27 protein-coding genes are annotated in these 23,593 nt (G+C 71.5%); 11 read left to right on the plus strand and 16 right to left on the minus strand.

What is annotated here, in order from left to right; all coding sequences use genetic code 11:
* Nucleotides 1–221 precede the first annotated feature (221 nt).
* On the plus strand, nucleotides 222–1,094 hold the full coding sequence (locus tag AC07OC_RS09785) for a gamma-glutamyl-gamma-aminobutyrate hydrolase family protein (protein ID WP_218298053.1): 873 nt from the start codon (nucleotides 222–224) through the stop codon (nucleotides 1,092–1,094).
* 27 nt (nucleotides 1,095–1,121) lie between these two features.
* Here AC07OC_RS09785 and AC07OC_RS09790 read toward each other — a convergent pair whose 3' ends face one another.
* Entirely contained in the window at nucleotides 1,122–2,090 is a 969-nt protein-coding gene (locus tag AC07OC_RS09790; RefSeq protein ID WP_370627886.1) for a LysR family transcriptional regulator, read from the minus strand.
* A gap of 72 nt (nucleotides 2,091–2,162) precedes the next feature.
* Here AC07OC_RS09790 and AC07OC_RS09795 point away from each other — a divergent pair, with 72 nt between their 5' ends.
* A complete protein-coding gene (locus AC07OC_RS09795; protein WP_370628539.1) occupies nucleotides 2,163–2,522 on the plus strand; it encodes a protocatechuate 4,5-dioxygenase subunit alpha in 360 nt (119 codons plus the stop codon).
* Between the two features lie 11 nt (nucleotides 2,523–2,533).
* Nucleotides 2,534–3,379: a class III extradiol dioxygenase family protein gene (locus AC07OC_RS09800; protein ID WP_218341751.1), complete on the plus strand. Its 846-nt coding sequence runs from the start codon at nucleotides 2,534–2,536 to the stop codon at nucleotides 3,377–3,379.
* 137 nt (nucleotides 3,380–3,516) lie between these two features.
* Here the strand turns inward: AC07OC_RS09800 and AC07OC_RS09805 are convergent, their stop codons facing one another.
* Both AC07OC_RS09805 and AC07OC_RS09810 read right to left on the minus strand, forming a co-directional pair.
* Entirely contained in the window at nucleotides 3,517–3,861 is a 345-nt protein-coding gene (locus tag AC07OC_RS09805; protein ID WP_218298057.1) for a VOC family protein, read from the minus strand.
* A gap of 127 nt (nucleotides 3,862–3,988) precedes the next feature.
* Nucleotides 3,989–4,846 (minus strand): helix-turn-helix domain-containing protein, encoded by an 858-nt coding sequence (locus AC07OC_RS09810; protein WP_255591883.1) that lies wholly within the window; start codon nucleotides 4,844–4,846, stop codon nucleotides 3,989–3,991.
* Between the two features lie 254 nt (nucleotides 4,847–5,100).
* On the opposite strand from AC07OC_RS09810, the gene AC07OC_RS09815 reads away from it, so the two are divergent.
* Both AC07OC_RS09815 and AC07OC_RS09820 read left to right on the plus strand, forming a co-directional pair.
* On the plus strand, nucleotides 5,101–6,387 hold the full coding sequence (locus AC07OC_RS09815; protein WP_218341750.1) for a putative DNA modification/repair radical SAM protein: 1,287 nt from the start codon (nucleotides 5,101–5,103) through the stop codon (nucleotides 6,385–6,387).
* An 11-nt stretch (nucleotides 6,388–6,398) separates the two neighbouring features.
* Nucleotides 6,399–7,268: a TIGR03915 family putative DNA repair protein gene (locus AC07OC_RS09820; RefSeq protein ID WP_218341749.1), complete on the plus strand. Its 870-nt coding sequence runs from the start codon at nucleotides 6,399–6,401 to the stop codon at nucleotides 7,266–7,268.
* Here AC07OC_RS09820 and AC07OC_RS09825 read toward each other — a convergent pair.
* Both AC07OC_RS09825 and AC07OC_RS09830 read right to left on the minus strand, forming a co-directional pair.
* The gene (locus AC07OC_RS09825) at nucleotides 7,237–8,208 is read right to left on the minus strand and encodes a pyridoxamine 5'-phosphate oxidase family protein (protein WP_218341748.1); all 972 of its coding nucleotides are present in this window, start codon (nucleotides 8,206–8,208) and stop codon (nucleotides 7,237–7,239) included. The genes AC07OC_RS09820 and AC07OC_RS09825 overlap by 32 nt on opposite strands.
* The gene (locus tag AC07OC_RS09830; RefSeq protein WP_218298061.1) at nucleotides 8,205–8,849 is read right to left on the minus strand and encodes a glutathione S-transferase family protein; all 645 of its coding nucleotides are present in this window, start codon (nucleotides 8,847–8,849) and stop codon (nucleotides 8,205–8,207) included. The genes AC07OC_RS09825 and AC07OC_RS09830 overlap by 4 nt, the downstream gene beginning before the upstream one ends.
* Before the next feature lie 107 nt (nucleotides 8,850–8,956).
* Between AC07OC_RS09830 and AC07OC_RS09835 the strand changes: the two genes are divergently transcribed.
* The gene (locus AC07OC_RS09835) at nucleotides 8,957–9,886 is read left to right on the plus strand and encodes a LysR family transcriptional regulator (RefSeq protein ID WP_494601071.1); all 930 of its coding nucleotides are present in this window, start codon (nucleotides 8,957–8,959) and stop codon (nucleotides 9,884–9,886) included.
* An 89-nt stretch (nucleotides 9,887–9,975) separates the two neighbouring features.
* On the opposite strand, the gene AC07OC_RS09840 is transcribed toward AC07OC_RS09835, so the two are convergent.
* Nucleotides 9,976–10,569, minus strand: a complete 594-nt coding sequence (locus AC07OC_RS09840) for a TetR/AcrR family transcriptional regulator (RefSeq protein ID WP_218341747.1) — start codon at nucleotides 10,567–10,569, stop codon at nucleotides 9,976–9,978.
* Between the two features lie 235 nt (nucleotides 10,570–10,804).
* Between AC07OC_RS09840 and AC07OC_RS09845 the strand changes: the two genes are divergently transcribed.
* Nucleotides 10,805–11,938 (plus strand): thiolase family protein, encoded by a 1,134-nt coding sequence (locus AC07OC_RS09845; protein ID WP_494601073.1) that lies wholly within the window; start codon nucleotides 10,805–10,807, stop codon nucleotides 11,936–11,938.
* An 81-nt stretch (nucleotides 11,939–12,019) separates the two neighbouring features.
* Here AC07OC_RS09845 and AC07OC_RS09850 read toward each other — a convergent pair whose 3' ends face one another.
* From AC07OC_RS09850 to AC07OC_RS09875, 6 genes are all read right to left on the minus strand, one after another.
* Nucleotides 12,020–12,496, minus strand: coding sequence for an FKBP-type peptidyl-prolyl cis-trans isomerase (locus tag AC07OC_RS09850; RefSeq protein ID WP_369643676.1), 477 nt, complete (start codon nucleotides 12,494–12,496; stop codon nucleotides 12,020–12,022).
* A gap of 161 nt (nucleotides 12,497–12,657) precedes the next feature.
* Nucleotides 12,658–13,740: a pirin family protein gene (locus AC07OC_RS09855; protein WP_218298066.1), complete on the minus strand. Its 1,083-nt coding sequence runs from the start codon at nucleotides 13,738–13,740 to the stop codon at nucleotides 12,658–12,660.
* A gap of 234 nt (nucleotides 13,741–13,974) precedes the next feature.
* Complete coding sequence (locus tag AC07OC_RS09860) at nucleotides 13,975–15,414, minus strand: MFS transporter (RefSeq protein WP_218341743.1); 1,440 nt, start codon at nucleotides 15,412–15,414, stop codon at nucleotides 13,975–13,977.
* A gap of 72 nt (nucleotides 15,415–15,486) precedes the next feature.
* Nucleotides 15,487–15,972, minus strand: coding sequence for a DUF1579 domain-containing protein (locus AC07OC_RS09865; RefSeq protein ID WP_218341742.1), 486 nt, complete (start codon nucleotides 15,970–15,972; stop codon nucleotides 15,487–15,489).
* Between the two features lie 47 nt (nucleotides 15,973–16,019).
* Nucleotides 16,020–16,367 carry a GFA family protein gene (locus tag AC07OC_RS09870; protein ID WP_218298069.1) on the minus strand — a complete coding sequence of 116 codons (348 nt, stop codon included), beginning with the start codon at nucleotides 16,365–16,367 and terminating at the stop codon, nucleotides 16,020–16,022.
* Nucleotides 16,368–16,378: 11 nt separating this feature from the next.
* Nucleotides 16,379–16,801: a VOC family protein gene (locus tag AC07OC_RS09875; protein WP_218341741.1), complete on the minus strand. Its 423-nt coding sequence runs from the start codon at nucleotides 16,799–16,801 to the stop codon at nucleotides 16,379–16,381.
* A gap of 107 nt (nucleotides 16,802–16,908) precedes the next feature.
* Between AC07OC_RS09875 and AC07OC_RS09880 the strand changes: the two genes are divergently transcribed.
* Nucleotides 16,909–17,556, plus strand: coding sequence for a TetR/AcrR family transcriptional regulator (locus AC07OC_RS09880; RefSeq protein WP_255591880.1), 648 nt, complete (start codon nucleotides 16,909–16,911; stop codon nucleotides 17,554–17,556).
* Nucleotides 17,557–17,669: 113 nt separating this feature from the next.
* Here AC07OC_RS09880 and AC07OC_RS09885 read toward each other — a convergent pair whose 3' ends face one another.
* Nucleotides 17,670–18,701 carry a helix-turn-helix transcriptional regulator gene (locus AC07OC_RS09885; RefSeq protein WP_218298072.1) on the minus strand — a complete coding sequence of 344 codons (1,032 nt, stop codon included), beginning with the start codon at nucleotides 18,699–18,701 and terminating at the stop codon, nucleotides 17,670–17,672.
* A 170-nt stretch (nucleotides 18,702–18,871) separates the two neighbouring features.
* On the opposite strand from AC07OC_RS09885, the gene AC07OC_RS09890 reads away from it, so the two are divergent.
* Together AC07OC_RS09890 and AC07OC_RS09895 are read left to right on the plus strand one after the other, a co-directional pair.
* Nucleotides 18,872–19,639, plus strand: a complete 768-nt coding sequence (locus tag AC07OC_RS09890; RefSeq protein ID WP_218341740.1) for an NIPSNAP family protein — start codon at nucleotides 18,872–18,874, stop codon at nucleotides 19,637–19,639.
* Between the two features lie 32 nt (nucleotides 19,640–19,671).
* Nucleotides 19,672–20,205: a hypothetical protein gene (locus AC07OC_RS09895; RefSeq protein ID WP_218341739.1), complete on the plus strand. Its 534-nt coding sequence runs from the start codon at nucleotides 19,672–19,674 to the stop codon at nucleotides 20,203–20,205.
* Nucleotides 20,206–20,222: 17 nt separating this feature from the next.
* On the opposite strand, the gene AC07OC_RS09900 is transcribed toward AC07OC_RS09895, so the two are convergent.
* On the minus strand, nucleotides 20,223–21,119 hold the full coding sequence (locus AC07OC_RS09900) for a LysR family transcriptional regulator (RefSeq protein ID WP_218298074.1): 897 nt from the start codon (nucleotides 21,117–21,119) through the stop codon (nucleotides 20,223–20,225).
* A gap of 154 nt (nucleotides 21,120–21,273) precedes the next feature.
* On the opposite strand from AC07OC_RS09900, the gene AC07OC_RS09905 reads away from it, so the two are divergent.
* Nucleotides 21,274–22,068, plus strand: a complete 795-nt coding sequence (locus AC07OC_RS09905; RefSeq protein ID WP_255591857.1) for an SDR family oxidoreductase — start codon at nucleotides 21,274–21,276, stop codon at nucleotides 22,066–22,068.
* A 27-nt stretch (nucleotides 22,069–22,095) separates the two neighbouring features.
* Here the strand turns inward: AC07OC_RS09905 and AC07OC_RS09910 are convergent, their stop codons facing one another.
* Nucleotides 22,096–22,485 (minus strand): hypothetical protein, encoded by a 390-nt coding sequence (locus tag AC07OC_RS09910; protein WP_218341738.1) that lies wholly within the window; start codon nucleotides 22,483–22,485, stop codon nucleotides 22,096–22,098.
* A 10-nt stretch (nucleotides 22,486–22,495) separates the two neighbouring features.
* Nucleotides 22,496–23,563, minus strand: coding sequence for an SDR family oxidoreductase (locus tag AC07OC_RS09915; RefSeq protein WP_494601076.1), 1,068 nt, complete (start codon nucleotides 23,561–23,563; stop codon nucleotides 22,496–22,498).
* Between the last annotated feature and the right edge of the window lie 30 nt (nucleotides 23,564–23,593).

Here is a 23,593-nt window from a genome sequence, read left to right on the forward strand (position 1 = left end):
CACGAGCCCCGGCCCCGCAGCCCCCCGCCTTCACGCTGCATGCGCTTGCATTTTCATGAAGAAAGCCACATTTCGCAGCATCAAGTCACGGCCCGGGGATCGCGCACCACCCCGCACGGCCCCTTCCTACAGACGCCGTGCGGGGTCGGTGCTACAAATTGGCATACCCCTTGCATCGCACCGGGTGCACACCATTTGCGTACTGCCCGGAGCCCTCCACCATGCCCGCTTCCCGCCGCCTCAAGATTGGTCTGTCCGCCTGTTTCCAGCATGCCGACCCCACCCGCCCGCTTTTCACCGGCAAGACGCTGCAGTATGTCGAGCAGTCCATCGCGCACTGGCTCATGTCCGCCGGCGCGATGGTCGTGATGGTGCCCTGTCCCACGGGCGAGACGGCGCGCGGCGACGTGACGCTCGCGCACTACGCCGACTGGCTCGACGGCGTGGTCATGCACGGCGGCGCCGACGTCTGGCCGGGCAACTACGGCGAGGAGCCGCTGCGCGAGGAGTGGCTGGGCGACCGGGTGCGCGACCTGTACGACCTGGCCGTGGTGAAAGCGTTCGCCGAGGTGCGCAAGCCCATCTTCGGCGTCTGCCGGGGCCTGCAGCTGATCAACGTGGCGTTTGGCGGTGCGCTCTACCAGGACCTGCAGACCCAGCACCCCGGGGCGCTGGAGCACCGCAACGCGACCACGTACGACCAGCATTTCCACGACATCCATATCGTGCCGGACTCGCACCTGGCCAAGCTGTATCCCGACACGCCCCGCGCCCGCGTCAACAGCATCCACCACCAGGGCATCAAGCGGGTGGCGCCGGATTTTGTCGTCGAGGCCCTGAGCGAACCCGACGGCGTGCCCGAAGCGATCCGCCTGAAGCCCGCGCCAGGGCGCGGCTACATCGCCGCCACGCAGTGGCATCCGGAATTTCACAAGGTGGGCGCGGACACCTTGGACGACACCGCCATCCTCGACGACTTCCTGTCCGCCTGTGCGCTGGCCAAGGCCAACCCCCCGCCGCACCGCGGCCCCCTGCGCATCCGCGACCGGGCGACGCGGATGCTGCGGCAGGCGCTGCACAGGACCCGGGAGTGAGCGCACGCCGCGCCCGGGCGCGGCGCCTCAGGCGGGCTGCGCCCGCACGGCTTGCCCGGCCTTGACCTCGGCGCCCAGGCCGCCGGCCAGGGCCGTCCCCACCACATCCTCCATCTGCGCCCGCAGCCAGCGGTGCGCCGCATCCTGCTGGTAGCGCGCGTGCCAGACCAGGTACATCGGCAGGCGCGGGCAAGGCACCGGCACGGGCGCGCTGGCCAGCGCCGAGAGCGCCGTGCGGTCCAGCAGCGAGGGGGCGGTGGTGAGCAGCGGCGTGCCGCGCACGAACGCGGGCAGCGCCCCGAAGCCCGGCACGCGCACCGCGAAGCGGCGGTGCAGGCCCCGGGCCGCGAGCTGGCGGTCCAGCGCCAGGCCGCGGTGCGCCTCATAGGCCACCGTCACATGCGCCGCCGCGAGATAGTCCTGCGCGTCGCGCGGCGCCTCGCGCACGGCAGGGTCGTAGAACACCCGGTACTGGTCCTCGAACAGGCGCTTTTGCAGGATGTCGGTGCCGTCCGGCGGGCGCGGGGTGATGGCCAGCTGGCATGCATCCGAGCGCAGCAGGTCCGCGCCGGGCGCGCCGCTGGGCACGATGCGCAGCGTGACATCGGGCGCGGCCTCGCGCAGGCGGGCGGCCAGGGGCGGCAGCAGCAGGTCGCGCTGGAAATCGTTGGCGGCCAGGGTCAGGTCGGCCCGCCAGCGGGCAGGGTCGAACGCGCAGCCCTGCGCGAACTGCTGCATCTGGCGCAGCAGCTCGCGCGCCGGCGCCGCCAGGCTTTCGGCCCGCGCGGTGGGTACGATGCCCCGCCCCCGCTTGACGAACAGCGGGTCGCCCGTGATGGCGCGCAGCTTGCCCAGCAGGTGGCTCACCGCCGACTGCGTGACGCCCAGACGGGCGGCGGCGGCGGTGATGCTGCCGGTTTCCAGCACCGCCACCAGCAGTTGCAGCAGGTGGGCGTCCAGGCCCGACCAATCATCGATTCTGCTCATGCGTTCGATGATCTTTGCCCCCTTCATCTTTGGCAATGCACGCCCGACACTGCGGCCTGACCTACATCAAGCCACGGAGACATCGTGACCACGAAACCCACCCCGCCGCGCCCCATCCCGGGCACCACGCCGTTCGACGGCGCCCAGGCCCGCAAGGGCTATGCGCTCAACAAGATGTGCTTCTCGTTCAACGACGAGGCCAACCGCAAGGCCTTCGCCGAGGACGAGGAGGCCTACATGCAGCAGTACGGCCTGAACGCGCAGCAGGCCGCAGCCATCCGCGCCAGGAACGTGCTGCAGCTCATCGCGGCGGGCGGCAACGCCTACTACCTGGCCAAGTTCGCGGGCATCTTCAAGCTCGACATGCAGGACATCGGCGCGCAGCAGACGGGCATGACCAAGGACGAATTCAAGGCCATGCTCGTGGCCGCAGGCCAATAAGGAGACATCACATGGCACAACTCATCGGTGGCCTCGGCACCTCGCACATCCCCGCCATTGGCGGCGCCATCCACAAGGGCCTGCAGAACGAGCCCTACTGGAAACCCTTCTTCGACGGCTTTCCGCCCATCCGCCAGTGGCTGCAGGCCCGCAAGCCCGATGTGGTCGTGATGTTCTACAACGACCACGGCCTGAACTTCTTCCTGGACAAGATGCCCACCTTCGCCGTGGGCGCCGCCGCCGAATACCACAACGCCGACGAGGGCTGGGGCATTCCCACGCTGCCGCCGTTCGCGAGCGAGGTGGACCTGTCGTGGCATCTCATCAACACGCTGATCGACCAGGAGTTCGACGTGACCACCTGCCAGGAGATGCTGGTGGACCACGCCTGCACGCTGCCGCTCAAGCTCTTCTGGCCCGAGGGCGACTGCCCCGTGACGGTGGTGCCGGTGTGCATCAACACCGTGCAGTTCCCGCTGCCGTCGGCCAAGCGCTGCTATGCGCTGGGCAAGGCCGTGGGCCAGGCCATCCAGAGCTGGGACAGCGACAAGAAGGTGGCGGTGATGGCCTCCGGCGGCCTGAGCCACCAGCTCGACGGCGAGCGCGCGGGCTTCATCAACAAGGCGTTCGACCTGCAGTTCATCGAGAGCCTGACCACCAACCCTGAATGGGCCACGCAGTTCAGCGTGCACGAGCTGGTGGAGAAGACGGGCACCCAGGGCGTGGAGCTGCTGATGTGGCTGGCGATGCGCGGCGCGCTCAGCGCCGCCGCGCCGGGGGTGCGCCGCGTGCACAGCAACTACCACATCCCGATCTCGAACACCGCCACCGCTGTCATGGCGCTGGAGGCGGCGTAGCACGGTGGACGGCAGCCCAGGCGCCCAGAACCTGCCCAGGGGTTCTGGATGCGCGGGCTAGCGGCCGGCCACCGCAAGGAAGGCGCGCGGCGCCACCAAGGCCTCGAACGGGTTCCAAGGAACGCCGGCCGCCGCCTTCAACGCCCTGCCGGCTGGTGCAGGCCAAAGCGGACCCCGCCGGGGTCCGTGCACATGAGAAACACGCCAAAGCCGGGCTCCTGCGGCCCCGGAGGCTGCACGGTCCCTCCCAGCGCCAGCACACGCTGGGCCGCCTGCGTCGCATCGGCCACTTCAAAGAAGGGGGTGATGGCCCGCGCAGGGTCCGCGCCATGCAGGCCGACGTTCATGTTCCCATTGCGAAACCAGCCCTCGCCCTCCTTCTCCGTGGGCTCGAAGGCCCATTGAAAGAGGTGGCTGAAAAACTGCTGCGAAACCAGGGCGTTTTCGGCTCCAATTTCAAGGAATGAGACGTTGGCGTGCATCGGAAGCTCCATCTGAAAAAAACAGGTCAGGTTCGCCAGTCTGGGCTGCTTGCGCCTGTCCGTCTTGAAGAAAAATGACCTGGGGGGTTCCGGTGCCTCGGACCGCGGCCCCGTCCTCTCCCCCCGGCTACGCCGTCTCCACCAGGCTGGCAGGCTTGCCCGGGACATCGGCCCAGCCTGCGCGCTGATAGGCCGCTGGCGAGCAACCGGCAAAGTGCCGGAACTCCCGGCTCAGGTGGCTCTGGTCGGCATATCCGCAGCGGGCGGCCAGATCCGCCAGGTCCGCCATCCCCGCGGGCCCGGTGACCTCTCCCAGGGCCTGCTGGGCCGCGCCAAAGCGCAGCCGCCGCGCCAGGCGCTTGGGTGTATCCCCCAGCTGGTTGCGGGACTGCAGCGCCAGATGCCGCTCGCTCCAGCCCACGGCGCGGCACAGGGCAGACATGGACAGGTTGCCGCGCTGCGCGCTGAGCAATGCCCAGGCCTGCCGCACCGGGGCCTGCGCCGTGTGGCGCGACCGGCCCAGCACCCCCTGTAGACACCGCTGCACCAGGGCAAACCGCGCGGGCCAATCCGGCGCGTGGTGCAACTGCTCGGACAGCCGCGTGGCCGTGCCGCCCCACACATCGGCCAGCGCGGCCACCGGGCACGAGAGCACATCCGGACTGCCATGGAACAGCTGAAAGCCCAGCCAGGGTGCCAGCGTCACTTCCACGCAGGACTGCGCTCCCAGGTGCTCGGTCACCATCGGCCCGCCACCGAGCCCCGCCACCAGGGATTGGTACCGCTGCATGGCGCCGCCGGGCTGCCCGACGCCGTAAGCCGCGTGCCAGCCGATGATCAGCTTGATGCCCGCGTGCGCGACCTCCAGGCGGCGCACCGTGTGCGGCAGGTATTCCTCGAACCCCCACATCGCGCAGGCGGCGGCGGGCAGCCCCGGCAAGCCGGGGCCGGGGATGGCCCGGCTTGAGGCGATGAGCGATGGCATGGGTTCCTCCTGCCGGGCCGAAGTGCGCCGGTGGGCCACCTTACACCGCCCAGCGGCTCCCCAGGTCGCCGGGGTTCGCGGACCCCGCGCCGCCCGCGAACCCCGGCGGTGCTGGCACGGGAGGCCGCGCAGCCACAGGCTTCAAGCCTTTTTGGCGCCCAGCGCTTGATCCATCTGCGCGAACAGCTACTTTTTTAATAGCAAAGACACCCTGCAGGCTGGTCGGGCATTGGAAAATACTGTAAATTCATACAGTGAATATACAGTCCAAACTCGCCATCCTGGCCGACGCCGCCAAGTACGACGCCTCGTGCGCATCCAGCGGCGCGGCGCCGCGCGATTCGGTGGGCGGGCGCGGCATGGGCTCCACCGAGGGCATGGGCATCTGCCACAGCTACGCGCCGGACGGCCGCTGCATCTCGCTGCTCAAGATCCTGCTCACCAACTTCTGCCAGTACGACTGCCTGTACTGCGTGAACCGGGTCAGCAGCAACGTGCCGCGCGCCCGTTTCACGGTGCAGGAGGTGGTGCAGCTCACGCTGGACTTCTACCGGCGCAACTGCATCGAGGGGCTGTTCCTGTCCAGCGGCATCATCCAGAGCCCCGACTACACCATGGAGCAGGTGGTGGAGGTGGCGCGCGTGCTGCGCGAGGAGCACGACTTTCGCGGCTACATCCACCTCAAGACCATCCCCGATGCCTCGCCCGAGCTGATGGAGCGCGCGGGCCGCCATGCCGACCGGCTGAGCATCAACGTGGAGCTGCCCACGCCCGAAGGGCTCACGGCCCTGGCGCCGCAGAAGGACGGCGCGGCCATCGCGCGCTCCATGGCGCGCATGGCGGTGCACATCGAGGACGCGCGGCAGGCGCGCAAGGAACAGCAGGCCGCCGCCCAGGTGGTGTCGATGCCCGCCACCCGGCGCACGCTCACGCGGCGCGCGGCGGCACCACACTTCGCGCCCGGCGGGCAGAGCACGCAGATGATCGTCGGCGCCGACGCCACCGACGACCGCACCATCCTGGCCACCAGCGCCGGGCTGTACGGCGTGCACCGGCTGCGGCGCGTGTACTACTCGGCCTTCAGCCCCATCCCCGACGCGGCGCGCGCGCTGCCGCTCGTCGCGCCACCCACCGTGCGCGAGCACCGCCTGTACCAGGCCGACTGGCTGATGCGCTTTTATGGCTTCGCGCACGGCGAGATCGTGCCCGCCGGCCAGGGCGGCATGCTGGCGCTGGACATGGACCCCAAGCTCGCCTGGGCCATCGCGCACCGCGAGCGTTTTCCCGTGAACCTGAACACCGCCCCGCGCGAGCTGCTGCTGCGCGTGCCCGGCTTCGGCGTGTTGACGGTGGACCGCCTGCTGGCCGCGCGCCGCGTGCGCCGCCTGCGCCACGCCGACCTGGCGCGGCTGCACGTGCCGCTCCAGAAGGTGCTGCCTTTCGTGGAAGCCGCCGACTACCGGCCCGGCCGCACGCTGGATGCGACCGACCTGGCCGCCCGCATGGCCCCGCCGCCGGCGCAGCGCAAGCTTTTCGATTGAGGCAAGCCACCATGGCCCTGCACACCATCACCCTCGCACATGCCACCGACTGGCCGGGCTTTCGCCGGGCCGCGCGCGCGCTGGTGCAGGCCGGCGTGCCGCCGCAGGAGGTGCAATGGTTCACCGCGCAAGGGGCCGCGCAGGACCTGTTCGCCAGCCCCGCGCCACCGGGCTCCTCCGTGGATCCGCTGCCGTCCCCGGCGGGCGGCGCAGCGCCCCGGGTGCCCGAGGATTTCCTGCGCCTGTGCGAGCGCCTGGTGCTGCACCGCAACCCGGTGCGCTTCGCGCTCATGTACCGCCTGCTGTGGCGCCTGGTGCGCGAGCGCGGGCTGCGCCACGACCCCTTGGATGCCGACCGCCTGCAGGCCCACCACATGGTGCGTGCCGTGGCGCGCGACATGCACAAGATGCACGCCTTCGTGCGCTTTCGCCCCATGACCGACACCGAGGGCCATACCGTGCAGGTGGCCTGGTTCGAGCCCGACCACTTCATCACCGAGGCCAATGCAGGCTTCTTCGTGCGGCGCTTCACGCAGATGCGCTGGGCCATCCTCACGCCCGATGCCAGCGTGCGCTGGGACGGCACGGCGCTGCACACCGGCCCGGGCGGCCAGCGCAGCGATGCGCCGCCGCCCGACGCCGGCGAGGCGCTGTGGCTCACCTACTACCGCCACATCTTCAACCCCGCGCGCCTGAAGACCGACATGATGCGCAAGGAGATGCCGCAGCGCTACTGGCACAACCTGCCCGAGGCCTCCCTGATCACCGAGCTGGCGCGCGGCGCCCACGAACGCAGCGCGCGCATGGTGCAGGCCGAGGCCACCGCGCCGCGCAAGGCCATCGCGCCGCTCATTCCGTCGCACGCGCGCGCATCGCGCTGAACTGCGGCGCGGGCTCGGCCGCCGTCCAGCGCCAGGGCAGCGCATGTGCGCGCCACACGCCGCCCAGCACCTGCAGCCGCAGCACGCGCTGCGCGCCGGGCCAGCGCGCACGCGGGGCCTCGTCCCAGAGCAGCTCGGCGCGGGCGGCCACGTGCAGCAGGCCGCCACCGTCATAGTCCACCCACAGCAGCCCGGCCTGCGGGTGCAGCGCGAGATTGCCCAGGGTGTTGAAGAACAGGTTGCCAGGGTAGTCGGGAAGGCTGAGCACCAGGCCCTCGGCCGTTTGCTCGGCATGCACGAAGCCCGGCTCGCCGCCACGGTGCGACACGTCCACGCCTTCATCGCGCCCTGCGCCCGGGTGCGCCGCCGAGGCACTCGCGATGAACATCGTGTCGCTGCGCGCGATCAGGCCCCGCGCGGCGGCGTCGAGCCCCGCACCCAGCACCTGGGCCGGTGCCGGCGGCGTCACCTCCGCGCGCAGGCCGGGCGCACGCGCCTGGATGTACTTGGGACAGTTGCCGAAGCTCTGCACCACGTCCACCTCCAGCCCGCGGGCGCCGAACGACGCCACCCGCCCGTTCATGCGGTTGCGCCGGCGCGTGTGCGGCTCCAGGCCCAGCACGCCCACCGGCGCACCGGGCACCAACTGGGCCAGCACCGGGTCGGCCGCATCGGGCACCACCGCCATGTGCATGGCACGGGCATCGGGCGTGTGCACGAAGCCCGGCGGCCCGGCCACCATGGTGGCCCAGGGCTGGCCCTGGTCGTCGAGCGCACCCAGCAGCAGCGTGGGCAGCTTTTCGAACAGCTCGCGGTGCTGGTCGGGCATGTGGTCGCGCAGCACCAGGGGCCCCACGGCGGCCATGCGCTCGCGCACGCCCACGCGCTCCTGCAGGGCCTGCTCGCCCGCGTGGAAGGCGGCTGCGGGCGTGGCGTTCATGCCGGCACCATGGCGCCAGGGGCGGGCAGGCGGTCCGCCAGCGGCACATAGCCCGGCAGGGCTTCCATGCGCGCCACCCAGGCCGCGATGCGCGGATAGGTGGCGAGCGACAAACCGCCGATCGGCGCCTGCGAGGTGTAGCTCACCATGGCGATGTCGGCCAGCGTGGGGGCGGCACCGCCCAGCAGCCAGTCGCGGCCGTCAAGCGCGGGCTCCATGAAGTCAAAGAGCCTGCGGCCGATGGCGAGCGCCGCCTCGCTGGGCTCGCGGCCCGTGAGGGCGGCAAAACGTGCGCTCGATGCCCCGGGGGCCAGCATGCCGGCCGCCAGGCTGAACCAGCGCTGCAGGCCGGCCTGGCCCACCGGGTCCTGCGGCAGCCAGTGGCTGCCGGGCGCATAACGCTGCACCAGGTACACGAGGATGGCGTTGCTGTCGGACAGCACCACGTCGCCATCCACCAGCACGGGCACCTGGCCCAGCGGGTTGCGCGCCAGGTGGGCGGCCTGCCGGTGTTCACCGGCGAGCAAGTTCACGTCGATCAGCGCGTGGGGCAGGCCCAGCATCGAGAGCATCAGCTCGGCACGGTGGCAGTGGCCCGAGATGGACATGCGGTACAGCGTCAAAGGGGAGGTGGGTGCCATGGCGGTGGGTCCTGGAGAGGGTCAACAAACAAGCCTCCACGTTAGCTATTGCGCATCTCGCCGTGAATAGCCATAGTTAGCCTTTCAAAATTGCATCTTCCGCAACAATGGACCATCTCGACACCCTGCGCTGCTTCGTGGCCGTGGCCGATGCGGGCGGCTTCGCCGTGGCAGCGCGGCGCCTGGGCTGCTCGGCCACGGCCGTGACCCGCGCCATCGCGGCGCTGGAGGCCCGCCTGTCGGTGCTGCTGTTCCAGCGCAGCACGCGCATGGTGCGGCTGACCGAGGCGGGCGAACGCTTCCTGGCCGACTGCCGCCCGATCCTGAACGACCTGCAGGAGGCCGAGCAGGCCGCCAGCGGCGCGCAGGCCGAGGCGCAGGGTCTGCTGTCCATCACCGCGCCGCAGATGTTCGGCATCCAGCACGTGGCGCCCATCGTGCTGGACTTCCTGCAGGCCCAGCCCCGCGTGCAGGCGCGCACGCTGTTCGTGAACCGGCTGGTGCACCTGCTGGAGGAGGACATGGACGTGGCCGTGCGCATCGCCCACCTGCCGGACTCGGGCCTGACCGCGCTGCGGGTGGGCGCGCTGCGGCGCATGGTGGTGGCGTCGCCCGGCTACCTCGCGCGGCATGGGGAGCCGCGCCACCCGCAGGAACTGGGGCAGCACCGGGCGATTGCCTTTTCGTTCGATGCGCGCGCACCCGCGTCCTGGAAGTTCCGGGGGGGCGCCACGGGCATGCCGCAGCAGGCCTGGATCAGCAACAGCAACGAGGTGGACATCGCCGCCGCCGAGGCAGGCCTCGGGCTCACCCGGTGCCTGGCCTACCAGGCCGCCGCCAGCCTGCGCGCCGGGCGCCTGCGCGTGGTGCTGGCCGAGCACGAGCCCGACCCGGTGCCCGTGCACATCGTCTACCCCGCGGGACGGCGCGCGCCCGCCAAGGTGCGGGCCTTTGTCGAATTCGCGCGCGGGCGGCTCGCGGCCGAGCCGGTGCTGCAGGGGCGGGGCCTGGCGCGGCGCAGCGGCGGGCGGGGGTGACGGGCCACCATGGCAACCTCGATGATTTTGGCCGCCAACGCCCGTCCATCCGGCGAAAATAGCTATTAAATAAATAGCATTCCGATCCCTCAGTCCGCAGCATGCCCCGGCAGCCGCAGCGCCGCCGCCGTGGCCTGCAGGATCTCGTCGGAGAACTGCGGGTCGTCCGCAGCCCGCGCCAGCACCAGGGCGCCCACGAGGCTGGCATAGTCGGCCAGCGCGCGCTGGCGCCTGGCGGCCTTGCTGCGCCCGGGCACCAGCGTGGCCAGGCCCGCCACCTGGGCCTGCATGCCTTCGGTCACGGCCCGGCGCACGGCCGGCCCCTGGCGCGACGCATCGCCGCCCAGCGCGGCGAGCAGGCAGCCCTGGCCCGGCGCATCGCGGTGGCCCGGCGACAGGTAGGCCGACTCGATCGCGGCGAGCGGATCCCGCCCCTGCGCCGCGGCGCCGCGCGCGAGCGCGGCCCACGCCGATTGCAGCCCGTCCAGCGCGCGTGCCGTGGCCTGCGCCATCAGCTCGTCCTTGGACGCGAAGTGCCCGTAGAAGCCGCCGTGCGTAAGCCCCGCGCTCTTCATGAGGTCCGCCACGCCGATGCCGTCAAACCCGCGTTCGCGGAACAACCGCGCCGCCGCATCGAGGATGCGCTCGCGGTTTTCCGCCATCTGTTCCTTGCTCACCTTCATCGCCGATCCCCTTTGTGCCGGATGCCCCGAAAACGCCAGCTTGACATTTTAAATGATGGTTGTCATATAATTTAAACGTGATGACCGTCATCTAAAACACGCTTCCAGGAGCCCCCATGACCACCCCCACGTCCCCTTCCCCGCGCCCCTTGCCGGGCGCGGCGCCACGCCGCCGCCGCCACGGCCTGATTCCGCCCACGGCCACGCCATCCGCAGGAATAGGGAAGGCACCGCCATGCAAGCACTGATTTCCGCCTATGCCCGTTCCCCCTTTCACTTCGCGCGCAAGGGCGCGCTGGCGGGGGTGCGGCCCGACACCCTGGCCGCGCAGGTCGTCACGGGCCTGCTGCAGCGCACCGGCATCGACCCGGCCACGCTCGAGGACGTGATCGCCGGCTGCGCCTACCCCGAGGCCGCGCAAGGCAACAACATCGCGCGCATCGTGTCGCTGCTGGCGGGGCTGCCGCACGCGCTGGGCGGCATGACGGTGAACCGTTTCTGCGGCTCGTCCATGTCGGCCATCCACATCGCCGCCGCGCAGATCGAGGCGGGCCTGGGCGAGGCGTACCTGTGCATCGGCGTGGAGTCGATGAGCATGGTGCCGCAGGGTGGCTTCAACTTCTCGGCCCAACCCGCGCTGTATGAGCACAGCGACGCCTACATCAGCATGGGCGAGACGGCCGAGAACGTGGCGCGCCGGTACGCGGTGTCCCGCGCCGACCAGGAGGCGATGGCCGTGTCATCGCACCGCAAGGCCGCCGCCGCGCGCGAGGCCGGCCGGCTGCAGGCGGAGATCGTGCCCATCGCGCTGGACGCGGGCGAGGTGGTGGCGCAGGACGGCTGCATCCGCCCCGGCACCACGCCCGGGGCGCTGGCCGCGCTGCGCCCCGCGTTCCGCGAGGACGGCGTGGTGACGGCGGGCACCTCGTCGCCGCTGACCGACGGCGCCGTGGCCGTGCTCGTGGCCACCGAGGCCTACGCCGCCCGGCACGGACTGTCACCCCTGGCGCGCATCCGCGCCCTGGCCACGGCGGGCGTGGACCCGGCCTACATGGGCATGGGCCCCGTGCCCGCCACGCGCAAGGCGCTGGCGCGCGCGGGGCTCTCGGCCAGCGACATGGATGTGGTGGAGATCAACGAAGCCTTCGGCTCGCAGGCGCTGGCCTGCATCCGCGAACTCGGGCTGCGCGAGGACACGATCAACCTCGACGGCGGCGGCCTGGCCATCGGCCACCCGCTGGGCGCCACGGGCGCGCGCATCACCGGCAAGGCGGCCGCGCTGCTGCAGCGCCAGAAGGGCCGCTACGCACTGGCCACGCAGTGCATTGGCGGCGGACAGGGGATTGCGACGGTGCTGGAGGCGCTGTAGCCCTCTCCACGCCGGGCCTCGGCCTGCCCGGGGGCCGGCCCACGAGGCCGCAGCCAGCGTGGGCGGCCGCCACCCTCCATGTCAGTGCTGGTGCCCGTGCGCGCCATGCACATGGCGGTGCGCAATTTCTTCGGCGCTGGCGGCGCGCACATCGGTCACCTTGCAGCTGAACTTCAGGGCCTGGCCCGCCAGCGGGTGGTTGCCGTCCAGGTGCACTTCGGGGCCCTTGATCTTGACCACGTTGAACACGGCGGGCTGGCCGTCGCTGCCCACGCCCTGCAGCTGGCCGCCGACCTTCACGCCGGGCGGAAACTCGGTCTTGGGGATGGTGCGCACCAGGCTTTCGTCGCGCGCGCCGAAGGCGTCTTCCACGGCGAGGTCCAGCGTGGTGGCAAAGCCCACGGACTGGCCTTCGAGGGCGGACTCGACCTTGGGGAAGATGTTTTCGTAGCCGCCGTGCAGGTACGACAGGTTGCCGGCATCCAGCGGCTTGCCCTGGGGCGTGGTGACCTTGTAGGTGAGGGTGACGGCGGAGTCTTTGGTGATGGGGGTGCTCATGGCTGGGCTTGCGCTTTCATCTTTGGGTCAGGGGGTGCGGCGCGGCGCCTTGCCCGCCGGCTGGCGCCCGGGCCGCGCTGCGCGCATCGAAAACCTGGATTGTCCACGAGCGGCCCGGCACCCCGCCCGGCCGCGCCCGCGACCCCACCGGGCGAAGGTGTTCAGGCCTGCGCCGCCGCGGCGTCCTCGCCGGGGCGCTCTTCCTCGGCCTGGCCGGGGTAGCGCGCAAACCGCCGCGCCTCGGTGCCGTGCACCGGGTCCTGCTCGGCCCAGGGCCAGCCGCCGAACTGGGTGCGGCGGTAGTCGTTCATGGCCTGCATGATCTCGGCCTGCGTGTTCATCACGAAGGGGCCGTACTGCGCCACGGGTTCGCCAATCGGCCGGCCCTGCAGCACCAGGCATTCCACGGTGGTGGCGCCGGTGTTGGCCAGCAGCCAGTCCTCTTGCGGGCGCACCTGCAGCGCGGCGTGGCGGTCCACGTCCTGCGGGCCCACGCGCAGGCTGTCGCCCACGAAGAAGTACAGCATGCGCTGCGTGCCTTCGCCCTGGGCGGCAGGCAGGGTCCACTCGGCCCCCGGCTCCAGGCGCAGCGTCCAGATGGCCACGTCGCCCTCGGGCTGCGAGGCCCAGGATTCCGGGGGCGGCGGCAGGGGCGCGGGCGCGCCGGGCAGGGCACCCGCCACCACCGTCACCGTGGTGGCGCGGCCGGCGGCGTCGTGGTGCACCAGGCGCGGGATGCGCTCGTTCCACAGCATGGTGAAGTGCGGCTCCACCATCTTGTTGCGCGCCGGCAGGTTCAGCCAGATCTGGAACAGCTCCAGCGGGTTGGGCTCGGTGGCGTTGAGCAGCGGGAACATCTCGGAATGCACGATGCCCTTGCCGGCCGTGACCCACTGCACGTCGCCGCCGCCAAACCGCGCGGCCGCGCCCAGCGAGTCGGAATGGTCGATCAGGCCCTTGCGCACCAGCGTCACGGTCTCGAAGCCCCGGTGCGGGTGGCCCGGAAAGCCGGGCACGGTGTCGCCGTGGTACATGCTCCAGCCGTCCTTGCGGCTGAAGTCGCTGCCGATCTGGCGGTCTTCGATGGGCACGGCCGGGCCGAACGCGGCATTGCCCGCGGGATAGGCATCGTCGTGGTGGGCGCAGAAAAGAAACGGGTCGAGCGTGGGCCACTGCGGTCCCAGCAACTGGGCGCGCACGATGGGCACCAGGGCGGTGGTTGCAGCAGGTGTGGACGACGACATACGAAGGCTCCTCGTGTTGTGCACCACCACGATCGGGCGGCATGCCAGTGGAATATGGCGCCAATGGTGCCTGAGCAGAAGTGCGCCCGGTGGAACAGTGCGGTGCGCCAGGCAGGACAGTGGGGGCCATCCCGGCGGGCCCACCTTGCTCCCAATTTGAATGAAATGGGGCGCTAGCGCTTATGGATATTGCGCCAACAGCTATGTATTCAATAGCATTTCGTTTTTTGTCCCCTAGTGAGCCGCCACCTGCGCGCCCACGGCCGGGGGCCGCGCGGGCCGCAGCACCAGGCCACCCAGCAGCGCCGCCGCCAGCGAGCCCGCGGCCGCCACCCAGAACGCCAGCTGGTAGCCGCCGTTCAGGGCCATCGGGGCCGATGCCCCCGCTTCGCGCAGCGCGCCGGTGCGCGCATCGGCCAGGCTGGCCAGCACCGCCAGGCCCAGCGCGCCGCCCATCATGAACGCGGTGTTGACCACACCCGAGGCCAGGCCCGAATCCTCGGGCTTCACGTCGCCCATGGCGGCCAGCAGCAGCGGATTGAGCGCGATGCCCGCCCCCACGCCCAGCAGCAGCATGCCGGGCAACACATGCGGCACGAAGCGGCCGTCCACGGGTGCCAGCGCGAACAGCACCAGGCCCACGGCGGCCAGCAGCAGGCCCCAGCCCAGCGTGCCGCGGATGCCGTAGCGCATCACCACCCAGGCCGACAGCCCAAGCGAACAGCCCGCCATGATGAGATTGGACGGCAGGAAGGCCAGGCCCACCTGCATGGCGTCGTAGCCCAGCACCAGCTGCATGTACAGCGCCGACAAGAAGAACCACGCGAACATCCCGGCGGCCCACAGCACGCCCACCACGTTGGAGATGGCCAGGTTGCGCTGGCGCAGCAAGGGCAGCGGCACCAGGGGCGCGGCCACGTGCGATTCGATGTACAGGAACAACGCCAGCAGCGCGGCCGAGGTGCCCAGCAGCCCCACCGACTGCAGCGAGGCCCAGCCCGCCTCGTTGCCGTTGACGATGGCATACACCGCCAGCATCAGCGACGCGGTGATGGTGACGGCGCCCGCCACGTCCAGCCGCTGGCCGTGGGCATGCCCCTTGCCGCCCGGCAGCAGCACCAGGCAGGCCGCGTAGATGGCCGCGCCCACGGGGATGTTGACCAGAAAGATCCAGTGCCAGCTCAACGCACTGGTGAGCACGCCGCCCAGCAGCACGCCAATGCTGCCGCCTCCCGCGCAGACAAAGCCATAGACCCCCATGGCCCGCGCGCGCTCGCCGGGCTCGGTGAACAGGTTCATGATGAGCGACAGCGCCACGGCCGACACCACGGCCCCGCCCACGCCCTGCACCGCGCGCGCCGCCACCAGCAGCCCCTGCGTATGGGCCAGCCCGCAGGCCAGCGACGCGAGGGTGAACAGCGTGATGCCCGCCAGGAACAGCCGCCGGTGGCCATACAAGTCCCCGAGCCGCCCGCCCAGCAGCAGGCAGCCGCCAAAGGTGAGCATGTAGGCGTTGACCACCCACACCAGGGACGTTTCGGTGAAGCCCAGGTCGGCCTTGATGCTGGGCAGTGCGACGTTCACGATGGTGGTGTCGAGCACGATCATGAGCTCGCCCAGGCACAGCAGGATGAGGGCGGGCCAGCGTGCGCGGCCTTCGATGCGGAGGGTCATGGAGCGGCGGGAGTGAAAAAAAGGATTCGCAGCGCGGCGCGCGCCCCTCCAGGGGGGGCGCACCGCGGCGGCTCAGGGGGTTCTCGTGTATTTTGCTTGCATGATCTGGTTCCAGCTGCCGTCCGGCTGCTGGCTGAACGACGTCAGCGTGCGCTCGGTGGCGCTCACCAGCGTGATCACGTCACGGTAGCAGGCGGTCTTGCCGTCGCCCTTGAAGCTGGGGCCTTCGGTCTCCAGCGTGAGCACCTTCCGGTCGGCATCGAGCGTGCCGCGATAGACCCACATGTGGGTCATCATCGAGCCCACCCAGGTGCCCAGGAACACGTTCTTCTCGGGGTCGTAGCCCAGCGTCATCTGCATGCGCGCCTCGCCGCCACCGGGCATGGTGCCGGTGCCTTCGAGGATCACCCACAGGTCGCCCAGGGCGCGGCCATGTTCGGCGCCCACGGACTGCTGCGCCGGTTCGCCCGGCGGCGGGTCGCAGTCGGAGGTGCTGGTCCAGTGGCCCAGCAATTGCTGCAGCCAGCGGTGCATGGCATGGGGTTCGGGATTCATCATGGAAGTCTCCTTGCAGGGGAATGTGAGGGGGTGTGAGGGTTGGGGGGTCAAGCCGCCCGGCCGTCGTAGTGGTGGACGGGCACGCTGCCCAGGTCGAGGCCCTCCACGCAGCGCAGATTGACCGCCGCCACGGGCTGGCCCTTGGGGTCTACGCCTTCGCCAAAAGGATGGATGCCGCAGGCCGGGCAGAAACGGTGCCGGATCACGTGCCTGTGGAAGGTGTAGGTGGCCGCGTCGGCCTCGGGCGTGGTCAGCCGCAGCGCGCCGCGCGGCACGAACCACAGCAGCGATCCGCGCCGGTGGCACATGCTGCAATTGCAGGCCAGGCCGCTGTCGACGGTGCCTTCCACTTCAAAGGCGACCTTGCCGCAGTGGCAGCTTCCCTGGTACTTCATGGCCGCCGCGCTCATTCCGGCGCCACCACCATCCACGACACGCCAAAGCGGTCGGCCACCATGCCGAAGGCTTTCGAGAAGAAGGTCTTGGCCAGCGGCATCTGCACCTGCCCGCCCTCGGCCAGCGCGTCGAAGTAGCGCTTGGCCTCCGCCTCGTTCGCGGGGCTCAGCGCCAGCGAGATGCCCTGGAAGTTCAGCTGGCCCGAACCCATGCCGTCCGACGCCATGAGCTGGGTCTCGCCCACGTTGAAGGCGGCGTGCATGACCATCTCGGGCGTGGGGCCGGCGCCCTCGGCGCAGCCCTGGCCGGCGGCGGGCTCGGGGTTGTCCTTGTAGCGCATGAGCATGGTGACCTGCGCGCCCAGGGCGCGGCGGTAGAAATCCAGGGCCTCTTCGCAGCGGCCTTCAAACATCAGATACGGCTCGACTTTCATGGGGGTCTCCTTGGGAAGGTCTCGGAACATGGATTTCGGCGCACAATTGTGAACACCGTCCACAAACAATACCAAAGATAATGGACAGTGTCCACATCTCACCGCCCATGACCGTAACCACTCGCAACACCCCCGCCGCACGCAGCACCTACCGCCATGGCGACCTGCGCCGCGCCCTGCTGGACGCGGGCATCGAGCTGGCGCGCCAGGGCGGCCCCGACGCCGTGGTGCTGCGCGAGGCCACGCGCCGCGCGGGGGTCGCGCCCAATGCGGCCTACCGCCATTTCGCCAACCGCGACGACCTGCTGGACGCGGTGCGTGCCGCCGCCGTGGCGGCCGTGGCCCAGGCCATGGAGGCCGAACTGGCCCAGGTGCCCGCCACGGGCACGGCCACCGAGCAGGCCCACGCCAAGGTGCGCGCCGTGGGCGCGGGCTACCTGCGCTTCGCGCATGCCGAGACAGGCCTGTTCCGCACCGCCTTCGGCGGGCGCTTCACCGTGCAGCACGACCCCGACCCGGCCATGGGCGGCGCCACGGGGCTCAACCCGTTCCAGCACCTGAGCGCGGCACTCGATGACCTGGTGACGGCAGGCGCCCTGCCGCCCGAGCGCCGCCCGGGCGCCGAATACCTGGCCTGGTCCACCGTGCACGGCATGGCGCTGCTCTCCATCGACGGGCCGCTGCGCGGCACGCCGCAGCAGATGCTGGACCTGCTGGGCCTGCGCCTGCTGGACATGGTGCGGCGCGGCCTCTAGGCGCCCGTTTCCGGCGCGCGCAGCGCCGCATGTCCGAAGCCATTCCACGCGCTGGCGCTTGAAGGACAAGCGCTTTAAGCTACATATTTGATAGCAAATTCACATTCTGCTGCTCAGCCACCGTCCAGCCCGTACATCCGCGCCGTGGCCCGCACCCGGGCCACCAGCGCACGGCGCAGGGCGGCGGGCCGCAGCACCTCCACCTGCGGGGACAGGCGCAGGAGCTGGCCGCAGGCGTGCTCCACCGACTCGATGGGAATGGTCACCGCCACGCGCCCGTCCGCCCGGCGCGGGGGGGTGGCCGTGGGCGCGGCCGCCACGGCCCGGGCCACCGCGCTGCTGAGCGCGCGCAGCCCCTTGAGCCCGGCGGGCGTGGCCAGCAGCGCCGCCTCGCCGGTGTAGAGCCCGGATTCAAAGCGCCGGATCGAGCGCGCCCAGTAGCCCGGCAGGTCGAACCGCGCGGGGCGGCGCACCGGCGTGGCGAGCGCCTGCGCCGCCAGGATGTTCGAGACGCGGTAGGTGCGTGGCCCGCTGTCGCCACCATCGCCACCATCACCGCCGCCCTTGCCCGTGGCCTTGTCCGCCGGCAGCGCCACCAGGTACCAGGCACCCGCCTTGAGCACCAGGCCCAGCGGGCTCACGGTGCGCTCCACGGTGTCGGACCAGCTTTCATAGCGCATCGCGATCTGGTGCCCGCTCCACACGGCGGCGGCCACCGTGGACAGGTGCGGCGTGGGGTCGCTCTCGCGGTACCAGTCCACCGGGTCCAGGTGCAGGCGGGCGCTCACGCGCTGCGCGTCCTCGCGCCATGCGGCGGGCAGGGCGGCCAGCAGCTTCAGGCGTGCGCCCTGCACGTCGCTGCCCAGGCCCAGGTCCTGCGCGGGGCCGGGCAGGCCGCTGAGGAACACGGCCTGCGCCTCCGACGGCGTGAGGCCCGTGAGCGTGGTCTTCCAGCCCGGCAGCAGCGCAAACCCGCCATGGCGCCCGCGCTCGGCATAGATGGGCACGCCCGCGGCGCTGAGCTGGTCCACGTCGCGGTACAGCGTGCGCACCGACACCTCCAGCGCCCCGGCCAGCGCCGGCGCGCTCATGCGGCCCTGGGTTTCGAGCAGCATCTGGAGCGAGAGCAGGCGGCTGGCGCGCATGGCGGGAAGGAAGTGGTCCGGTAGGGTGCGGCGCGGGCCCGGGGCCCCTGGCCAGAAAAAAAGAAGGCAGCTGCGGCGAAGATACCTGAAATACCTGCCATGCGGTGTCATGTATGGGGGCGCAGACTGCGGGCATGACTTTCATCGACCCCCACCCTGCAGGAGCCCGCATGCACGACACCGCCATGGCCACGCGCCACCCCTGCGCCCCACCCGCCGCCGACGAATGCGCCATCGTCGAGCTGCGCCAGTACACGCTGCACCCGGGGCAGCGCGACGTGCTGATCGAGCTGTTCGACCGCGAGTTCGTGGAGACCCAGGAGGCGCAGGGCCTGCGCGTGCTGGGCCAGTTCCGCGACCTGGACCGGCCCGACCTGTTCGTGTGGCTGCGCGGCTTCGGCAGCATGCAGGCGCGCCGCCAGGCGCTCGAAGCCTTCTACAGCGGGCCCACCTGGGCCGCGCACCGCGACGCCGCCAACGCCACCATGATCGACTCCGACAACGTGCTGCTGCTGCGCCCCGCCTGGCCCGGCGCGGCCGCCGCGCGGCCCCAGCACGCGCGCGCGGCGCCGGGCGCCAGCGGCGCGGCCCCCGGCGTGGTGGCGGCCACGGTGTTTCACCTGCGCGAGGCCGCCACGCCCGCGCTGCTGGACTTCTGCCGCCACCGCATGGCGCCCACGCTGCAACGCGGGGGCGCGCGCCAGGTGGCCTGGTACTGCACCGAGACCAGCCCCAACACCTTTCCCCGCCTGCCCGTGCGCGAGGGCGAACATGTGCTGCTGGGGCTGGCGCTGTTCGGCCGCGAGGCCGCGCTGGAGGCGTTCACCGGCAGCACCCCCTGGGCGCGGGGTGTGGCGCCGGGCCTTGCCCCCTGGCTGGCCCGCGAACCCGAGACCCTGCGCCTGCAGCCCACCGCCCGCTCCGCGCTGCACGCCTGACGCCCCCCGCTTCACCGATGAAAGACCCCACCATGGCCACCCCGAACCTCATCACCATCCCCTCGCCCGCCGTGGCGCCCAGCGCCGTGCGCGACTTCGACTTCCTCATGGGCCCCTGGCGCATCCGCAACACGCGCCTGGTGCGGCGCCTGGCCGGCTGCACCGACTGGGAGGTGTTCGACGCCACCGGCACCGCCCGCCCCCTGCCCGCCGGCATCGGCAACTGCGACGACTTCACGCCCCTGGCCTGGAAGCCGGGCTTCGTGGGCATGACCCTGCGCGTGTTCAGCCCCGCCACGCAGCGCTGGAGCATCTACTGGCTCGACAACGCCACCGGCGGCCTGGACCCGGCCACGGGAATGCTGCAGCCCCCGGTGGTCGGCGGCTTCCAGGACGGTGTCGGCATCTTTGACGGCCAGGAGCTGTTCGAGGGCCGCCCGGTGCGGGTGCGCTTCGAGTGGTCACGGATGCACACCGGCGCGCCACGCTGGCAGCAGGCGTTTTCCGAGGACGGCGGCGCCACCTGGGAGGTGAACTGGGTGATGGAGTTCACGCGCCCGGTGTAGGCGCGCTCCGGCCGTTCTCAGCGCGCGGCCGACATCACCCCGGCCAGCCAGTCCACGAAGACCCGCACGCGCGGCGACAGCTGGCGGCTGTGCGGGTACAGCACCGACACCGGCATGGGCGCGGGGCGAAACGGCGCCAGCACCTCGCACAGGCTGCCATCGGCCAGCCGGGGCGCGATGTGGTAGCGCGGCACCTGGATCAGCCCCAGGCCCGCGGCGCAGCAGGCGTGGTACGCATCGGCATCGCTCACGGCCACGGGGCCCTTGAGCTGCACGCTTGTGGCCACGCCGTCCACGATGAAGTCAAAAGGCAGGGGCTTGCCCGTGCGCTGCGAGAGGAAGTTGACGGCCCGGTGCCCGCGCAGCGCCTCCACGGTGGCGGGCGTGCCGTGGCGCGCCAGGTACCCGCGGCTCGCGCAGGTCACCTGCTGCAGCAGTGCCACGCGCCGCGCCACCATGGTGGAGTCGCGCAGCTCGCCGCCGCGCAGCACGCAGTCCACGCCCTCGCGCACCAGGTCCACCAGCCGGTCGCCCATGCCGATCTCCAGTTCCACCTCGGGGTAGCGCGTGCAGAACTCGCCGATGCGCGGCAGCACGAAATGCCGGGCCAGCGTGCCCTGCAGGTCCACGCGCAGCTTGCCACGCGGCGCGCTCGCGGCGTGGCCGAATGCCGCCTCTGTTTCCTCCAGGTCGGCCAGCAGACGCTGGCAGCGCTCGTAGTACGCCTGCCCGTCGGGCGTGGTGCTCACGTGGCGCGTGGTGCGCTGCAGGAGCCGCGTGCCCAGGCGCTTTTCCAGCGCCTGCACCGCCAGGGTCACGCTCGCGCGCGGCAGCTGCCGGTCTTCGGCCGCGCGGGTGAAGCTGCCCAGCTCGACGATGCGCGTGAAAAGCTGCATGGATTGAAAGCGGTCCATCGCGACGGGCTCCCGGTGGGTCTTGATTGTTGTTCTGTATTGAACAGTAAAGTCAATTCTAGGTATTTATCAATTTTCGCAACAACAGAACAATACCGCTGCCACACGCCGCCACCGGGTGGCGTCCCTTCCCCACCGCACCAGGAACCTTGCCATGCAGCCGCTGTCCACCACCCCTTCCTCCTACTCCTCTTCCCGGGAGTCCGCCCCCACGGGCCCGCGCACCGCGATCGTCACGGGCGCATCGCGCGGCATCGGAGCCGCCATTGCCCACCGGCTCGCGCGCGACGGTTTCCGCGTGGTGGTCAACTACGCCGGCCGCACCGAAGACGCCCAGGCCGTGGTGCAGGCGATCACCGCAGCGGGCGGAGCGGCCGTGGCGGTGCAGGCCGACGTGGCCGACAGCAGCGCCGCGCGCCAGCTGTTCGACGCCGCCGAGCAGGCCTTCGGCCGCGTGGACGTGCTGGTCAACAACGCGGGCGTGATGCCATCCACCCTGCCGCACCTGGCGCAGACGGACGACGCCACCTTCGACCGCCTGGTTGCCATCAACCTCAAGGGCACGTTCAACACCCTGCGCGAGGCCACGCACCGGCTGCAGCCCGGGGGGCGCATCGTCAACTTCTCGACCAGCCTGGTCGGCACGGCCCTGCCGGGCTATGCCGTGTACGCCGCCACCAAGAGCGCGGTGGAGACCCTGACCAGCGTGCTCGCCAAGGAACTGCGCGGCCGGAACATCACGGTGAACGCCATCGCGCCCGGCCCCACGGCCACCGCGCTGTTCCTGGACGGCAAGACGCCCGAGCTGATCGGGCGCCTGGCCCAGGCCAACCCCATGGAGCGCCTGGGCACGCCCGAGGACATCGCCAGCGCCGTGGCCTTCCTGGCCGGGCCGGACGGCGGGTGGATCAACGGGCAGACCCTGCGCGCCAACGGCGGCATGGTGTGACGGCGCGCTCCGCGCGGGCCCCGGCACCTACGCCGGCGCGTGGATCACCGGCGCGCCCCGCCCCAGCGGATCGAGCGCCACCGCCAGCCGCGGGGCATCCGCCAGATCGGGCCGGCCCGTGCCGCCCAGGTCTTCCAGCGCGGTGAACTGGCCGTCCAGGAAGAGGAAGCTCGTCGTGCGCGCGATGTGCGCCAGCGCCTCCCGCGCACCGGCGAACCCGCTGCCCGTGGCCTGGTCGCCGTCGAGCAGGTAGGCGTAGGTGCCGCCGTCTCCCTCCTGCGACAGGCGCCCCAGGTCCACGAGCTTGTGCCTGACGTTGCTGGCGTACACGCGGCCCTGCAGCGCATACAGCACGAAGCGCGCGCCCGCGGGCGCCGGGGAGGGCGAGGCGGCGGTGGTGTTGGTGGAAACAGGCATGCCGGGCTCCTCACGATGAACGGCGGCGGGCGGCCCACACGCCAAGGCCCAGGCCGACCACGCCCAGCACGGCCACCAGGCCCATGCCGAGGCGCCGCGCATCGCGCTGGCCGCCATCGATGGCGGTGCCGCGCGACGGTGCGAACAGGTTGCCGTCGCTGCGGGGCGCGGGCCGGGCGCCGCGCAGCGCACGCTCGGTCACCCAGCGCATCGCGGCGCCCAGGCGCTGCGGCGCCAGGGCATGGACCACGCGGCCCGGCGCCGCACCGGCGCCCAGCCAGGTCACGGCCCTGGGCCGGTCGGCCAGCGCGGCCACCGCCTGGGCGACCCGGCGCGGATCCAGCAGCGGAATGCGGGGCTGGATGCTGCGGCCCGTGTAGTTGGCGCCGTGCGAGAGGCCCGGCGAATCGACGAAGGTGGGCGCCACGTCGCACACATGGACCCCCGGCAGGTCCGACACCTCGGCGCGCAGCGCCTCGGAGAGCCCTCGCAGCCCGAACTTGCTGGCCGTGTACGCGGCCGCATATGGCGACGGCAGCCAGCCGCCCACCGAGATCATGTTGATGAGCGTGCCCTGCCCGCGTTCGCGAAAGTGCCGCAGCGCCGCATGCGCGCCATGCAGGTGCCCGAGCAGGTTGGCCTCCAGCACGCGGCGGTGCGCGGCCAGGGGCGTCTGGTCGAACCGCCCCACCGCGCCCACGCCCACGCCGTTGACCCAGACGTCGATGTGGCCATGGTGGCGCAGCGCCGTATCGGCCAGCCGGGCCACGGCATCGGCGTCGGTCACATCGGTGGGCACGCCCAGCGCCGCCGCCGCGCCCGCGTTGCGGCAGGCCATGGCCACCGGGGCCAGCGTGTCGGGGTTGCGCGCGGCGAGCACCAGGCACGCGCCCCGCCGCGCGAACGCGAGGGCGGTGGCGTGGCCGATGCCGCTGGACGCGCCGGTGATGACCACCACCTGCGCCGGGGGCGGCGGCAGCGGCACGGTGGCGGCATCGGCCGGGGAAACGGGATCGGCCGGCGCGGCCGAGGGAGCGCCCGGGAGCGCGGCGGGGGAAGTGGGGGAGGAAGACACCATGGCAGAAGAAAAGCGCTTGCTGGAGGACTG

The organism is Acidovorax sp. GW821-FHT10E04, assembly GCF_059415185.1.

Coding starts and splice junctions, on each gene's coding strand:
- AC07OC_RS09785 (WP_218298053.1), top strand. CDS start 222: ATGCCCGCTTCCCGCCGCCTCAAGATTGGTCTGTCCGCCTGTTTCCAG.
- AC07OC_RS09800 (WP_218341751.1), top strand. CDS start 2,534: ATGGCACAACTCATCGGTGGCCTCGGCACCTCGCACATCCCCGCCATT.
- AC07OC_RS09805 (WP_218298057.1), bottom strand. CDS start 3,861: ATGCACGCCAACGTCTCATTCCTTGAAATTGGAGCCGAAAACGCCCTG.
- AC07OC_RS09810 (WP_255591883.1), bottom strand. CDS start 4,846: ATGCCATCGCTCATCGCCTCAAGCCGGGCCATCCCCGGCCCCGGCTTG.
- AC07OC_RS09820 (WP_218341749.1), top strand. CDS start 6,399: ATGGCCCTGCACACCATCACCCTCGCACATGCCACCGACTGGCCGGGC.
- AC07OC_RS09825 (WP_218341748.1), bottom strand. CDS start 8,208: ATGAACGCCACGCCCGCAGCCGCCTTCCACGCGGGCGAGCAGGCCCTG.
- AC07OC_RS09830 (WP_218298061.1), bottom strand. CDS start 8,849: ATGGCACCCACCTCCCCTTTGACGCTGTACCGCATGTCCATCTCGGGC.
- AC07OC_RS09835 (WP_494601071.1), top strand. CDS start 8,957: ATGGACCATCTCGACACCCTGCGCTGCTTCGTGGCCGTGGCCGATGCG.
- AC07OC_RS09840 (WP_218341747.1), bottom strand. CDS start 10,569: ATGAAGGTGAGCAAGGAACAGATGGCGGAAAACCGCGAGCGCATCCTC.
- AC07OC_RS09845 (WP_494601073.1), top strand. CDS start 10,805: ATGCAAGCACTGATTTCCGCCTATGCCCGTTCCCCCTTTCACTTCGCG.
- AC07OC_RS09850 (WP_369643676.1), bottom strand. CDS start 12,496: ATGAGCACCCCCATCACCAAAGACTCCGCCGTCACCCTCACCTACAAG.
- AC07OC_RS09855 (WP_218298066.1), bottom strand. CDS start 13,740: ATGTCGTCGTCCACACCTGCTGCAACCACCGCCCTGGTGCCCATCGTG.
- AC07OC_RS09860 (WP_218341743.1), bottom strand. CDS start 15,414: ATGACCCTCCGCATCGAAGGCCGCGCACGCTGGCCCGCCCTCATCCTG.
- AC07OC_RS09865 (WP_218341742.1), bottom strand. CDS start 15,972: ATGATGAATCCCGAACCCCATGCCATGCACCGCTGGCTGCAGCAATTG.
- AC07OC_RS09870 (WP_218298069.1), bottom strand. CDS start 16,367: ATGAAGTACCAGGGAAGCTGCCACTGCGGCAAGGTCGCCTTTGAAGTG.
- AC07OC_RS09875 (WP_218341741.1), bottom strand. CDS start 16,801: ATGAAAGTCGAGCCGTATCTGATGTTTGAAGGCCGCTGCGAAGAGGCC.
- AC07OC_RS09880 (WP_255591880.1), top strand. CDS start 16,909: ATGACCGTAACCACTCGCAACACCCCCGCCGCACGCAGCACCTACCGC.
- AC07OC_RS09885 (WP_218298072.1), bottom strand. CDS start 18,701: ATGCGCGCCAGCCGCCTGCTCTCGCTCCAGATGCTGCTCGAAACCCAG.
- AC07OC_RS09890 (WP_218341740.1), top strand. CDS start 18,872: ATGCACGACACCGCCATGGCCACGCGCCACCCCTGCGCCCCACCCGCC.
- AC07OC_RS09895 (WP_218341739.1), top strand. CDS start 19,672: ATGGCCACCCCGAACCTCATCACCATCCCCTCGCCCGCCGTGGCGCCC.
- AC07OC_RS09900 (WP_218298074.1), bottom strand. CDS start 21,119: ATGGACCGCTTTCAATCCATGCAGCTTTTCACGCGCATCGTCGAGCTG.
- AC07OC_RS09905 (WP_255591857.1), top strand. CDS start 21,274: ATGCAGCCGCTGTCCACCACCCCTTCCTCCTACTCCTCTTCCCGGGAG.
- AC07OC_RS09910 (WP_218341738.1), bottom strand. CDS start 22,485: ATGCCTGTTTCCACCAACACCACCGCCGCCTCGCCCTCCCCGGCGCCC.
- AC07OC_RS09915 (WP_494601076.1), bottom strand. CDS start 23,563: ATGGTGTCTTCCTCCCCCACTTCCCCCGCCGCGCTCCCGGGCGCTCCC.